A 14329-nucleotide genomic window follows, 5' to 3' on the forward strand; every position below is an offset into this window, starting at 1 on the left:
GTCTTTTTTTGGTTAATTATATTATTGCTTAATTTTTAACTAACCCGTCTTTTTGCTTTGCAAAAATCAACTCCTTCATGGAAAGGGAATTGGGTGAGCGACAAGTTTTATTACAAACAAAAACTGCGCAGAAATTTTATTTCTGCGCAGTTTTTTAATACTTATAATTTTCTTTAATGATGAAAGTTGCTGTGAGATACTGAACAAAAAAATGAAGCCGTATCACGCAACCAACTTTATTAAAGCATTTTAAGATTATTAACTTCTAGTTCTGTAAGGATTCTCCAGTGTCCACGTTTGATATTCTTCTTTGTCAATCCGGCAAACATTACTCTGTCTAAAGTTTCCACTTCGTACCCAAGTCTTTGGAAAATTCTTCTGATCACACGGTTCCATCCACTGTGAATTTCAATTCCGATCTCATTTTTCGGTTTTCCTTCAATGTATGAAATCTGATCTACGATGGCTACTCCTTCATCAAGACGAATCCCTTCCACAATCAGTTTCATGTCTTCCTGGCTCAGCTTTTTATCCAAAGTCACATGATAGATTTTTTTAGCATCAAAAGAAGGATGCGTCAGTTTTTTTGTCATGTGTCCGTCATTCGTTAAAAGAATAACTCCGGTTGTAGAACGGTCCAGTCTGCCTACAGGGAAAAGACGGTACGGTGATGCATTGGCCACAAGATCCATTACGGTTTTTCTGGCTTTGTCATCTTTAGTCGTAGAAATATATCCTTTGGGTTTATTTAAAAGCACATATACCGGTTTTTCAGGAGTAATACCCTGCCCGTCAAAAACTACTTTATCGGTTTTCTGAACCTGATAGCCCATTTCATTCACCACTACTCCGTTTACTTCTACCAGCCCCTGCGTGATCAGTTCGTCTGCTTCTCTTCTGCTGCAGATTCCTGAGTTGGCGATATACTTATTAAGACGGATGGTGTCTTTATGAACATCTTTTTCAATTTTGTTTAACCTTCTTTTCTGTACAAAAGATCTTGCCTTGTCTTCATTTTTGTCATCTCCACTGGATGGTCTTCTTCTATACTTCAGGCTACCTCTTTCATACTTGTCTCTGGTATCAAAATTCTTTCCACCTCTTTTTGGAGCCGGTTTACCGAAAGTTTTTCTTTCACGTCCTTCACTTGAGTTGGTGATATAAGATCTGCTCTCCGTTTTTGCACCGCTTTCTTCATCTCTGCTGTGAGAACTTTCTTCACTTCTTTTGAAAGGTTTGGGTTCAAACTTTGAATTGCCGCCTTTATGGTCGAAATTTCTTTCGCCAGCTTTAGGAAAAGGTTTCTTAAAAGGTTTTGATCCTGAAGAATTTCCAGATCTAGAAGCACGAGAATCATCAGAATTTTTTCTTGTTGAAATTCTTGGTCTTTTTGGTCTTTCTGAATTATTGTTATCTCTGCTCATTCTAAAAATTTCTGCAAAGATAGTAATTTAGTTACGAGTTAGAAATTAAGAATCATAACTTTGCAGAATAGTTTTATTTTAATTTTAAAGAAACCCCAATAATGATAACAATATTAAACGATGATTTTTCTCAATTAAATACCTTTCTGCACGAAAAATCTTTCAGTAAGATCTTTATTTTAGTTGATGAAAATACCCATGAATATTGTCTTCCGGTTCTTTTAGGTAACATGGAAACAGACTTAGGCTTTGAAATTTTAGAGATCGAAGCGGGTGAAGAAATGAAAAATATCCAGACGGCCAACCAGCTTTGGGAAATTCTCACAGAAATGCAGGCAGACAGAAAGGCATTGGTCATCAATCTTGGTGGTGGTGTGATTACCGATATGGGCGGTTTTATTTCATCTACGTATAAGCGGGGAGTTCAGTTCATCAATATCCCTACTACCCTTTTATCAATGTGTGATGCATCTATTGGCGGGAAAACCGGGATCGATTTAATGAATTATAAAAATATGGTGGGAACTTTTGCTTTCCCGGAACAGATCTTTATCTATCCTAAATTTTTAGAAACACTTCCGTTTAAAGAATTGCGAAGTGGCTTTGCCGAAATGCTGAAACATGGTCTTATTGCTGACAAAGCCCATTGGGAAAGTCTTATTCAGATTCATAAACTGGATGCAGAAGCTATCGTTACCCATATTCAGACTTCAATGGATATTAAGCAGGATGTGGTAGAAAAAGATTTTCATGAGAGAAATATCAGAAAAACCCTGAATTTTGGACATACGATCGGACATTCAGTAGAAAGTCTTTGTCTGAGCCAGGGAAATCCTATCCTTCACGGCGAAGCGGTAGCCATGGGAATGATCTGTGAAGCTCATCTGGCTTATCTTGAAGATCTTATCAGCCAACAGGATGCAGAAACCATCGTTGAGAATCTTCAGAGATACTATCCTTACCTTGACATAAGTGACTTTTCGGACGAAAGTATTACAGCACTTTTGCTTAATGATAAAAAGAATACAGACAGCAAGATCAATTTCTCTCTGCTTTCAGGGATAGGTTCATGTACTTATGATCATCAGTGCAGCCAGGAAAACATCCTGAAATCTCTGGAGTTTTACAGAAAACTTAATGATTGATCATGTTCAAATTTTAATAAAAATTATCTGATAAATTCTGTCCCTGAATAAGTTCACACCCCATTTACTTATTCAGGGATAACTATTTAATAATTAATAATTACCTGATGTTTTCTTTTGCAGACGCTGTTGAATCTTCTGATATACTCTTTCGAATTCATGGGTATCATTATAAAGATAAGGAAGATAAAAACTGATCCCTTCTAGATAAACTTTTATCTTGTTCCCAAGCCATTTATCGTTAACCATTTCTATAGCAAGCTGATCTGCAAAATAGGCTTTCTTCATTTTTTTGCGAAAAACATAGATAATACATTTATACTTCGTTTCGTGGCACCAAAGTCATAGATGGGAAAAAATTCAAAATGGTCATCATCAATAATGAACTGGACAATTTTTTTTTGCGGATAAAGAGTTTTAACCCTTCAAAAGCTTTAAAACAATAATACACTTTTTAATGGATTGATGGTAAGAAAATAACGAATCAAATTTTTATTATAAATATACGTCTCTTGCGTAATCACAATTTCTTTAGCTGCGATGCTGCTTTCAATGTAAAACCTGTAAACCGTTTATACAGGCTAAATGAATTTAAAGACTTTAATTTTCTGAACATTTTACTACAATTTAAACTGTTCTCAGAAAATATTTAATTTATACTGTTTCTAAACAATCGTTTAATATATTTTATATAAAATTGATAATCAATAATTTAAAATATAAACATGATGCATTTGACCTCCTCTTCCAACTGACTTTTATCATATTAATTATTTTTGGCAAGCAATTTGAAAGATACTCTGCGTCTCACCCAGTAGTAAGGTTTGACGGTAGTAAAATTTAGAATTAAGAAATAGTAAAATATTAAAAAAAATTAAAGTTATGAAAAAGTTAATTTTAGGATTAGCAGTAACCGCAAGTTCACTAGCTTTCGCTCAGCAGACTCCAACTACTTCTTCCAACCCGGTAACATTTGGTGTGAAAGGTGGAATGAACGTATCTTCTCTTTCTAAAGACGAAGGTTTAGATGATCAAAAATCTAAAATCGGTTTCAACGCAGGTGTATTTGCTAATATTCCAATTGCAGAATCATTCAGCGTTCAGCCGGAAGTATTGTACTCTCAGTATGGTGAAAAATCAGATTACACATTATTAGGGAATAAGTATTCTGCTTCAACTAAATTAGATTACATCGCAGTACCGGTAATGTTCCAGTACAACCTGATCCCTAATCTTTTTGTAGAAGCTGGTCCAGAATTTGGATTTTTAGTAAGCGCTAAAAACAAATTCAAAAACGAAAGTAACGGAAACTCTACTACTTCTGATAATTACAAAGACCAATTACAAACATTCAACTTTGGTATCGGTCTTGGTGCAGGGTATTACTTTACTCCTAACTTAGGGATTACAGCTAGATACGTGGCTGGGGTAACTGATATTTTCAAAGATAATTCTGGTGATGCAGTTAGAAATAATACATTCCAGGTAGGATTAGCTTATAAATTCAAATAATAAGCTTCAACATTCAGAAAACAAATTTTATATTCAATAGAAAGCCGGGTTATTTATTTAATCCGGTTTTTTTGTAATCTACCGGTCAATTTGATATTTTTGGCAAGAAGTTTGCGTATATGAGATAAGATGGACTTCTTGATTTTATCATCAATGTCCGACACCTAAAAGTTTCTTCATATACAAATTGATTTCAATAGAAAAGGTCAGGTTTATTTATTTAAACCTGACCTTTTCGCCCTTAAAACATGACTTTTATCAGTTTATTCCCTTTGGCGGGAATTTTGCTGCCGTGTGGGGAATATATAAAACTTTATCATCATGAAAAAACTCATTTTAGGATTAGCATTTGCCGGAAGCCTTTTGGTGAATGCACAGGAAAAAACAAAATCTGCATCACCGATTACTTTCGGGGTTAAAGCGGGATTCAACGCTTCTACGCTTTCCAAATATGATGGAAATGGCGAATATGATAACGATCAGAAACTGAAGCCAGGTTTTAATGCAGGCGTGTTTGTTCATATTCCGGTAGCAGACAAATTCAGTATCCAACCTGAACTTCTTTTTAACCAATTGGGTTCAAAAACAGAAGAAAGAGAAGAGTTCTATGTGAATTCTGATCGGTACAGAAGAGACGTCGACTACAAAAAAACACTTAATTATCTTACTTTACCCATAATGGTACAATACAAGATCCTTCCTCAGCTTTATGTAGAAGCCGGACCAGAATTTGGTTTTCTTTTAGGAGGAAAAGATAAAGGAGACATTACGGTGAGCAAAAACTCCGGAAATACTACCACCACTCAAACCACAACGTTCTCAGAAAAAATCGTTAAAGATCTTTATAATAGATTCAATTTTGGAATGGGTATCGGAGCGGGATATTATTTTACAGAGAATTTCGGTGTGACAGCGAGATTTACAGCGGGGATAACAGATATCTATAAGCATAACAGTGCAGATGCAATCAGAAATAATGCTTTCCAGATCGGTGTGGCTTATCAATTCAAATAATCCATTTTATACTCAACACAAAGCCGGATTATTTATTGAATTCAGCTTTTAATAGAAATAAAAAAGGTCAGGTTTATTTATTTAAATCTGACCTTTTTACAGCAAATCACTTTTATCAATCCTCTTACCGATGGAAATGAAGAGGTTTATTTCAGTTATGAGCGAAAGGTAAAAATTGTTTTTAATGCAGGCGCTTTCACAATATTCCGTTTTAGCATAAGCTCAGTATTCAGTAGGTGATAATGTATAACGGACTGGGATCAAAAATAGAAAGCACTATATTTTTGATATTCCTGCAGCCAGAATGGATGTAATGAAACCTTGTCGTTAAGCTAGATATGATTTCACTCAAAATCTTGCCATTACCGCAAGATTTACAGCAGGAATTACAGATGTCTACAAACTCAACAGTGGAGATGCGGACAGAAATAATGCACTCCGGATTGGCTTAGCCTATCAGTTCAGATAGACATAGATTATTTTCAAAGCAATGCCGGGTTCTCTAGTATCCGGCTTTTTTTTAAATGAACACCAAAAAAGTTCAGTAGAAATATTTATTTTATTAGCTTAACCAAGCTTTGAATCTTTAAAAAATTCAATAATTTCCATACTGCACGTTTTATTTTCCCAACTTTAACGTTATGTTAAATTATCAACATAAAGACAATTTCACTTAAAATCATCTTTAGAAAACAAATTTCCATAACATAATTTTTCTTAAAAAATCTATAAAATTATCAAAAACACAACATCAAAAACCACTGCTAAAGCCCTTTAAATAAGACTTTTCTAAGTTTGGCAAGCATTTTGCAAAATAATTCAAGTCTGATTGATAAAATCAGGTAAGAAGTACAATAGTAAAATTAAAAAAAATAAAATTATGAAGAAGTTATTTCTAGGGTTGGCAGTTGCTGCTGGCATGATGACATTTGCTCAAGAAACAAAAACAGTAACTCCAGAGCCAATCAAAAAAGAAAAACAACCTATCAGATTTGGTATTAAAGCAGGAGGAAACTCTTCTTACTTCAGTGAGCAGAAATTAAGCCTTGACAACCAGAAAATCGGATTCCATGCTGGGGTTTTAGTTAATATTCCACTTTCTCAGAAGTTCAGCTTGCAGCCAGAGGTTTTATATAACCAGTTAGGAGCAAGAAGCGTTATCTCATCTACCGATGTAACAACGGGTGCTACCAACGTTAAAACAAAAAGTGAGTTCAAAAGTACAATGAACTATATTTCAGTTCCTTTAATGGTACAAATGAGACCTACTGAAAGATTCTATGTAGAGGCTGGTCCTGAATTCAGTTACTTCATCAATGGTAAAAATTCTGGAGACAGTACCATTACAACAACAACAGGAGGGACTACAACCACTCAGTCTGTATCGAATTCTCAAGATATCAATAAAGATAATATCAACAAGTTTAACTTAGGTCTTGGTTTAGGTCTTGGTTATGATATTACCCAAAACTTAGGGATCAACGCAAGATACATCAACAGTCTTACGGATATGAGAAACCAAAAGCCTGAAGGTACTGAGCCATTGAACCATAGAGCGTTTCAATTAGGCTTGAACTACAAATTCTAATAGAAGACAATCAATTATTTAACCTATAGTAAAGGGTGGACTTAAAAATTTTAAGTCCACCCTTTCGTTTTTATTGATGTTGAGAAAGATTTTCAGATGACAGATATCAGATATCAGACGTGAGACATCAGACAATGAGACTGAGATTGGAAGTCCATGGTGATTTTGTTTTGCAGGTGAATGGTAAATTTTTATATGGATTTGAGATTTCTGATAATAGACATCTTAAAATTTTTCCGATTCTCCAACTCTTAAAATCCGTATGTTGTAGTTCAAACTTCATCTCTCTTAATGCGCTATTCAAATATTCTCGGATCATCACTAATTACCCCGTCTATTCCCATGTCTTTTAATTCTTTTAGTCTTTCTTTGGTATTGACAGTCCATGGAATCACTTTCATCCCCAACGCATGGCATTCCTGTACGAGTTTTGAAGTGACAAGGGTGTGATCAGGACTGTAAATGGTTGGGGTAAAACTTAGAAATTTCATATCTCCGGCTACCCCATTCAAATGATTCGGATATTCTCTGAATTTTACTGCTGGTATATTTTCGAAATGAGCCTGCTGCTGTGCTATCTTTTTATCATCTACTTTTTCTATGAGCAGCGCAGTAAGGATTTCAGGATATTCTTTATGAATGATTTCCAGGGTTCTGGGATCAAACGACTGAATAATGACCCGGTCCTGGATGCCTTTTTTTACAATAATTTTCATCATCAGATCCACAAATTCTTTAGGTTCCGGATGAAATATATGGTCAGAAAAAGGACGTGTTTTGGTTTCTATATTATAAAACGGCAAAGGTCTTTTGAGTTCACGCGAGTACGTTTCACAGGCCTCTATGACATCTTCGAGGAGCGGTTTCTGAACCTTTATCTTCTTTTGGTCGGGATAGTGATCAAGTTTCTTCAATCCTGCGTCAAAGGTCTGAATCTTTGCATAAGGCATGTCATAAATTTTATAGTAAAATCCGGAGTCTTTCGGAATGTAAGTTCCATCGGGTTTTGTGATTAACTCAGGGGACAGAAAAGCATCATGGGAAAGGATTATTTTTTTGTCCTTTGTGACAGCAAGGTCCATTTCCAGGGTCGTTACGTTCATTTTCAGAGCATTCTTCATTGCCGGAATGGTATTTTCGGGATACAAGGATTTTCCTCCGCGATGCGCCTGATAATCGAAAGACTGAGAGGAATACCATTGGGCCAATACCAGAAAAGCTCCCGTTAAAAATACGTTTTTCATATCATGAAATTTTAAATTAACAAATTTAGAATTTACACTTACATCGTATAATAAAGGAATATTAAGCTTTTGATATATTTATAACAACAAAAAGAGCCAGACTCAATGCCTGGCTTCTTCTTTTTTATTTTGAATCGTAGACTATTAATTAAATAATTCTACCTCCTCTCCTTTTCCTACCGGATATTCTTCTGTGAAGCATCCGAAACAGTGGTTGGAAGATCCTAAAATCTCTTTCAGGTTATCTGTACTCAGAAATTCTAAAGAGTCCACTCCCAGATAATCTCTGAGCTCTTCAGTAGTCATATTTGCTGAAATCAGATCGTCTTTAGAAGGTGTATCGATTCCGAGGTAACATGGCGCAATAATCGGCGGAGAAACACTTCTGAAGTGGATCTCTTTTACGCCTGCGTCTTTCAATATTTTCACCAATCTCTTGGAAGTAGTTCCTCTTACGATAGAATCGTCGATGATGACTACTCTTTTATCCTTGATCTCAGAAATAATAGGATTAAGCTTAAGATTAACTACCCTTTCCCTCATTTCCTGTGTAGGAACAATGAAACTCCTTCCGATGTATCTGTTTTTGATCAGAACCGGGCGGAAAGGGATACCGGAAGCCTTTGAGAACCCTATTGCAGCAGGAACTCCTGAATCAGGAACCCCAATAACGATATCGGCATCTACAGGTGCCTGTTCCCAGATCTTTTCTCCTGATTTTTCTCTGATTTCGTATACATTGATATTTTCTAAGGTAGAGTCGGGTCTTGCGAAATAGATGTACTCGAAAGAACAGATCCTTTGCTTTCCTCTTGCTTCATTGACCATGTAAGAATTCAGTTTACCGGGCTCGTTTTCATTCGTATAAATGATTTCACCTGGTAAAATATCCCGAACATATTGTGCTCCCACAGCATCTAAAGCAACAGATTCTGAAGCAACAACATATGTTTTTTCGTCAACAGCTCCTAAAACTAAAGGACGGATTCCGTTGAAATCTCTGAATGCAAAGAATTTATTTCTCGTCATTCCAACCACCGAATAAGCTCCTTCAATTTTTTCCATGGTTGCTTTGATGGCACCACGTAATCCCAGATCAAGATTTTTCTGAATTAATCTTAAGATCACCTCAGAATCGGAAGTCGCCCTGAAAACAACGCCTTCAGCTTCCAATTCATTTTTTAATTCTCTTGCATTGGTAAGATTACCGTTATGCGCAATAGAAAGTATAATCTGATCATATTCGTTTTTAGCGAAAAATGGCTGAAAATTATATTTCTTTTTGTCTCCTGCAGTCGTGTAACGGGTGTGCCCGATTGCAGAATTTCCCATAAAAGCTTCGGGATCCTGGATCTCTTTATAAACATCCAAAACCAAACCTTCATCTTTCATGTTGGTGATTTTTCCATCCTTAAGAACAGAAATACCACAAGCTTCCTGGCCTCTGTGCTGCAATGCAAAAAGCCCGAACTGCGAAAGTGAAAACGTATCAAGATCATTATCCGAATACATTCCGAAGATACCGCACTCCTCATTCGGGGCGTCCAGTCTTTCTTCTTCCTGCGTTCTGAAAAGATTTCTTCCGTAGGTTTGAGTGTCAAACTGTTTTAAATATTCACTTTTATGAATGTCTAAACTTTTCATTTCTATTTTTTCTAAATTAGAAGTTAGATATTAGATGTTAGAATCTAGTCTAAGTTAACTTCAATTATAATTTTAAACTTTCTTTTAATGAGTATATCATTTTCTGAATTTCAGCTAAAAGTTCTTTTAAAGGTACTATTTTAACTTCAGAAATAAAATTAAGATCTATTAATAACTTTAACTGGGTATGCAGCTCATAGGTAGAACCAAATGCAATTCCAAGAAATTGATAGAACTCGTTTTTATTATTTCTTCCCGCTCCTTCAGCAATATTAGAAGGTATTGAAACTGCACATCTTCTTATTTGAGATAATAAACCAAATTTTTCCTCATTTGGCAGCCCGGCAGAAACCAAATAAACTTCTTTTACCAAAGTCATCGATTTTTTCCCAAACTTTAAATCTTCTATCCGGTGCGATTTCATACTAATTTCTAATATCTAACTTCTAACTTCTCAAATTTACTTACCAAGTAAATTTTTCAATCTATTGTAGATCTCAACGTAAGCTTCGGTAACTTCTCCAAGATCTCTTCTGAATCTGTCTTTATCCAGTTTCTTCATCGTATCTTTATCCCAAAGTCTGCATGTATCAGGAGAAATTTCGTCTGCAAGGATGATCTCACCGTCTGCCGTTTTTCCTAATTCAATTTTAAAATCAACAAGGATGATGTTCATTTTATCAAAAAGGTCGATCAGAATTTCGTTGATACCTTCAGTAAGTTTATACATTTCAGCAAGCTCCTCATACGTTGCCGCTCCTAAGAAAACAGCATGGTGATCGTTGATAAGCGGATCTCCCAATTCGTCTTTTTTGTAGCAGATATCGAAGATGGTCACCGGAGATTTAATTCCTTCCTCCACTCCTAATCTTTGAGCCATACTTCCTGCGGAGTAGTTTCTTACCACCATTTCCAATGGAATGATGGATACTTTTTTTACCAACTGCTCTCTTTCGTTCAATTGTTTAATGAAATGAGTTTTAACCCCTTTTTCATTTAAATATTCAAAAATCAGAGTCGTGATCGCGTTGTTCATTTCACCTTTCAAATCAACTGACCCTCTTTTTTGAGCATTAAATGCTGTAGCGTCGTCTTTAAAACGTACCACTACTTCGTTAGGATTATCGGTAGCAAATACCTGTTTTGCTTTACCTTCGTACAACATTTCTTTCTTTTCCATTTCTAAATTCTTATTAGTTAGATTTATTTTATATTACTTAATTAAAATTCCTGTTAAAACAGCCAATCCGAAGCTCAGCAATGTACCAATCAGTACGTATTCTGTAAGCTTTCTCTGTTTGGCCTGTGCAAGATCACTGAATCTGAAAACAGATTTGGCAGCGACCATAAATCCTACTCCTTCCCAATGATTCACCATAATAAAGGTAAACACCAGAAGGCGTTCTAAAATACCTATATATTTTCCTGCACTCGATAGAGATTCTGTCTGTAAGCTGCTTTGTGTTTCCGGAACCGGCGTCCATGAAGACAATAGTATTTTTATAAAAATCGAAGCAGGTGTCGTCAGAAACAATGCTGCCATCAGTATCTTTAAGAAATCTTTATTGCTCAAAAAATCGAAATTGAATTCCTTGAAATAGAATGAGATTCCCAGGATGACCAGAATATGCAGCAACTGGTCAATGAAAAACCATGCTTTTTTATTTTTCACGTTTTGAAAAATAAGTTTTGAAGCATCAATAATAAAATGAGTAGCCCCGATAACAAGTGAAACCCACCACAGATCCGTGTTCCAGAGAAAAACAAAACTTAAAACAGTATGAATCAGAACATGAAGATACAAATATGGGCTTTTCAGCTTACGGCGTTCTTTATCTGCAACCCAAGAGTTTGGCTGAAGAACAAAATCTCCGAGTAGATGTGCCAATATGAGTTTAGTAAAGATCATGCTTACAGTTCTGAGATTTTCTTTCTAAAATATTGATTCGTTTCTACGATCAGTTCGTAGTTGGCGCGTTTCAGCCTCTGACTTACTGAGGACTGTGAAATAGCAAATTTCTTGGCGAGATCTTCCTGGGTGATATCCTGGTTCATGATCATTTCGTGAATGATTTCTGCCGTCGCTACCGTCCAGCTGTCAAAATCTTTTGAAGACCATTTCAGGAGAATGTTTAAATCCCTGTCTACAGATTCGCTTGAGGTTTTTATGGAAACGGTGTGGCCGTCGCTTTTAAGGTCGTTCAGCAATCGTCCGGAATTCACATACGCAGTTCCGTTGGACTCGGTGATCTTTTCGGAGGAAAAATTCTCTTCGCCAATGCCTATGGCAATTCTTACGTCTAAATTTTCCTGACTTCTTATAAGGGACTTAATGGCTAGAAAACGCCAGAATACTTCATCTATACTACATTTGAACTGAAACTCATCTCCCCTGTAGATTTCCCATGCGAGCGGTGAACTTCCCCAGTTTTCCAGGAGATTCTTGAGTCTGGTGATCCAAACTTCTGTGTCTGCATGCTGTGAATTTATAATATCACCGGTTATGACCGCTATCATTATGCAAATATAAGCATAATTACTTATAAATAAAAAATATAAGCAGAAACACTTATAGATATTGATTATTAGTGAATCTGCTTATATCAATGATGTCTTGTTGAAAAGGTTTTTAAACCATATTTTTCGTTAAGCCGACGATAAAAGCTCGCTGTATTTTATTATTTCTTGATAAACTGATGCACTTTATCGTCAAGTTTTAAGAAATATAACCCGGCAGAAAGATTCTGCACAGAAATATTTTTCTTAGTTTTAAACGGATCTTTTTCAGAATAAATTATTTTTCCTGAAAGATCGATGATCTGTGCCATTTTAACATCCTGCATTTCTCCGCTTACAGAAATATAATCATCAGCAGGATTGGGATATATTTTGAATTCTTTGCTTGAAGTCATAAGATCAGTGGCAGATAATACTCCAAGATTCTGACAGTAGTTGATAGGATAGGATTCCCATTCTGAAATAGTAAAGGCTGCTGCAGGCTGATTTACATTTGCTTTTCGATATAACGAAATATTGCTGTTTGTATTCGTTGTCCCTTTCAACCCAACTCCATCCACAGTTCCAAAACCTTTATAGGCCAATTCCACATATTGACTTCCTGTATAAGTCATGGGAGTGGAAGCAGTCACAAACTTTGCTTGTGAATTAGCATAACAAGTAAAGGCAGCGTTGGGGTTCAAAATTACAACGGTCTCGTTATTGGCAACTTTGCCTTCAAGCTGAAAACTATCTGAGAAATAATAATTGGTTCCACTGTAAAACTGAATGTTTAAATTGTAATTATTCAGATTAACTTCGTGTCCCGTTTTATTGGTGATTTCTATGGCTTTATTGTTTGAACTTCCTTCAATATATTTGGTAATCATTAAATCCTTTGCAAAACCATCTGAAGCAATGGTCGTTGCAGTGGCACTGTTACTGATTGGAGATTCAAGATACCCTTTATCATATGATTTTACAGTAAAAGTATAAGTTGTTGATGGAGTCAGCCGATCAATTGAAATACTGGTGCTTTTGGTAGTCGCAATAGGCGTTGCAGCACCATTCATATAAATTTTGTATCCTAAAATATCGGTATCTGTACTCGGAGTCCAGCTTAAATTAACAAAATTGGCATTTTGCTGAACTACTGAAAGGTTTGTTGGGGCAGTAGGCGCCGTTGTATCAGGAGTTTCAGACCAAATTAAATCAACCCAACCTGGGTTATCAATAAATGGGTTTCTATTTTTCTGAATACTGTATACAATATTATTTCTGTCGATTTCCCTTTGTGAAACAGGGTCCAAAGCATTCCATTGTTTTAACATCGTAATATAAGCCGGTTCAAAGGCACGTTCTTCGGTTCCATCGAACTGGGATTCGTCATTGGCCGGAGTTGTTCCTGCATTATGATTGAATCCGTTCAGCTTTCCTTCATATCTTACCGCAAAATACAGCAATGCTCTGGCAACATCTCCCTTAAATTCATTGATTGGTTCATAAACACGTCCTGTATAAGCTAAACCTGGAGTAGCATCGTTTGCAACTTTTGAACCATTAGTAAAATTATAATAAATTGTTGATCCTGCTACACCATACGGGTAATTGGATCTTCTTTGATTGATCCAACCATCAACAGGTACAACGTAAAACAGATCAGAGTACATAGGATAATTACTAATGCTTCCTGTACTGAATGTACTTTGTGGAATCATATGCTCCCGGTTCCAGGCTTGTCCTTCTCCTGTAATAGAACCTGACCCCTGCAATTGCGTGGAATTATATTCATAAACATCTGCTCCATTCGGAATTTCTGAATAAATATCCAATAATATATAATTTCCACCGGAAGGATTATTGGTGCTATTATGATCATAATAAACATCCAAATCTGTTTGTTTATAATATTCCTGCAAATCACCATAATGCCAGTTTACGTTCTTCGCAGCAATAATATCATGCAATTTAGACTTCAGCGTATAACCTGTAAGCCCGGCTGTTCCGTCATAATATCCTGCGGGAGCCTGGGCAGACATCAATGACGTGATTAAAATAATAGGTAGTAGAAGTTTTTTCATTCCTTAAAAATTGGGAGGCTAAAATAGTAAATTAAAACACTTAAAGTTCTGAAAAATTTATTAAAAAATCATTAATCAACAAAATATAAAAAATGTTGATTTTAAAAATTCGTATAAGATATTATGAGCTAAATAATTATTTTTGGCTTTCCGTCAATTTAATTATCTTTGGGAACTAACT

General features: G+C 35.7%; 13 protein-coding genes. 4 read left to right on the forward strand and 9 right to left on the reverse strand.

The window, feature by feature from the left end:
* Positions 1-239: 239 nt before the first annotated feature.
* Positions 240-1424: a pseudouridine synthase gene (locus EG346_RS19205; RefSeq protein WP_228426139.1), complete on the reverse strand. Its 1185-nt coding sequence runs from the start codon at positions 1422-1424 to the stop codon at positions 240-242.
* A gap of 101 nt (positions 1425-1525) precedes the next feature.
* Here EG346_RS19205 and aroB point away from each other — a divergent pair, with 101 nt between their 5' ends.
* Positions 1526-2569, forward strand: coding sequence for a 3-dehydroquinate synthase (aroB, locus tag EG346_RS19210; RefSeq protein ID WP_123880858.1), 1044 nt, complete (start codon positions 1526-1528; stop codon positions 2567-2569).
* Between the two features lie 93 nt (positions 2570-2662).
* Here aroB and EG346_RS19215 read toward each other — a convergent pair whose 3' ends face one another.
* Positions 2663-2857 (reverse strand): hypothetical protein, encoded by a 195-nt coding sequence (locus EG346_RS19215; protein ID WP_123880860.1) that lies wholly within the window; start codon positions 2855-2857, stop codon positions 2663-2665.
* A gap of 594 nt (positions 2858-3451) precedes the next feature.
* Here EG346_RS19215 and EG346_RS19220 point away from each other — a divergent pair.
* The 3 genes from EG346_RS19220 (at position 3452) to EG346_RS19230 (ending at position 6683) form a co-directional block, all read left to right on the forward strand.
* Positions 3452-4081 (forward strand): porin family protein, encoded by a 630-nt coding sequence (locus tag EG346_RS19220; RefSeq protein WP_073334624.1) that lies wholly within the window; start codon positions 3452-3454, stop codon positions 4079-4081.
* Positions 4082-4402: 321 nt separating this feature from the next.
* Positions 4403-5095 carry a porin family protein gene (locus EG346_RS19225; RefSeq protein ID WP_073334625.1) on the forward strand — a complete coding sequence of 231 codons (693 nt, stop codon included), beginning with the start codon at positions 4403-4405 and terminating at the stop codon, positions 5093-5095.
* 880 nt (positions 5096-5975) lie between these two features.
* On the forward strand, positions 5976-6683 hold the full coding sequence (locus tag EG346_RS19230; protein WP_123880862.1) for a porin family protein: 708 nt from the start codon (positions 5976-5978) through the stop codon (positions 6681-6683).
* 296 nt (positions 6684-6979) lie between these two features.
* On the opposite strand, the gene EG346_RS19235 is transcribed toward EG346_RS19230, so the two are convergent.
* From EG346_RS19235 to EG346_RS19265, 7 genes are all read right to left on the reverse strand, one after another.
* Positions 6980-7927, reverse strand: a complete 948-nt coding sequence (locus EG346_RS19235; RefSeq protein ID WP_123880864.1) for a glycerophosphodiester phosphodiesterase family protein — start codon at positions 7925-7927, stop codon at positions 6980-6982.
* 144 nt (positions 7928-8071) lie between these two features.
* Positions 8072-9571 (reverse strand): amidophosphoribosyltransferase, encoded by a 1500-nt coding sequence (purF, locus tag EG346_RS19240; RefSeq protein WP_073330841.1) that lies wholly within the window; start codon positions 9569-9571, stop codon positions 8072-8074.
* Positions 9572-9635: 64 nt separating this feature from the next.
* Entirely contained in the window at positions 9636-9995 is a 360-nt protein-coding gene (locus EG346_RS19245) for a four helix bundle protein (protein ID WP_123880865.1), read from the reverse strand.
* A gap of 36 nt (positions 9996-10031) precedes the next feature.
* Positions 10032-10751, reverse strand: a complete 720-nt coding sequence (gene purC / locus EG346_RS19250; protein WP_073330844.1) for a phosphoribosylaminoimidazolesuccinocarboxamide synthase — start codon at positions 10749-10751, stop codon at positions 10032-10034.
* A 33-nt stretch (positions 10752-10784) separates the two neighbouring features.
* Positions 10785-11480, reverse strand: coding sequence for a DUF3307 domain-containing protein (locus EG346_RS19255; RefSeq protein ID WP_123880867.1), 696 nt, complete (start codon positions 11478-11480; stop codon positions 10785-10787).
* Positions 11481-11482: 2 nt separating this feature from the next.
* Entirely contained in the window at positions 11483-12088 is a 606-nt protein-coding gene (locus EG346_RS19260) for a SatD family protein (RefSeq protein ID WP_073330850.1), read from the reverse strand.
* A gap of 161 nt (positions 12089-12249) precedes the next feature.
* Positions 12250-14148, reverse strand: a complete 1899-nt coding sequence (locus EG346_RS19265) for an endonuclease (RefSeq protein WP_123880869.1) — start codon at positions 14146-14148, stop codon at positions 12250-12252.
* Between the last annotated feature and the right edge of the window lie 181 nt (positions 14149-14329).

It is taken from the genome of Chryseobacterium carnipullorum (genome assembly GCF_003815695.1).
Lineage (GTDB): Bacteria > Bacteroidota > Bacteroidia > Flavobacteriales > Weeksellaceae > Chryseobacterium > Chryseobacterium carnipullorum.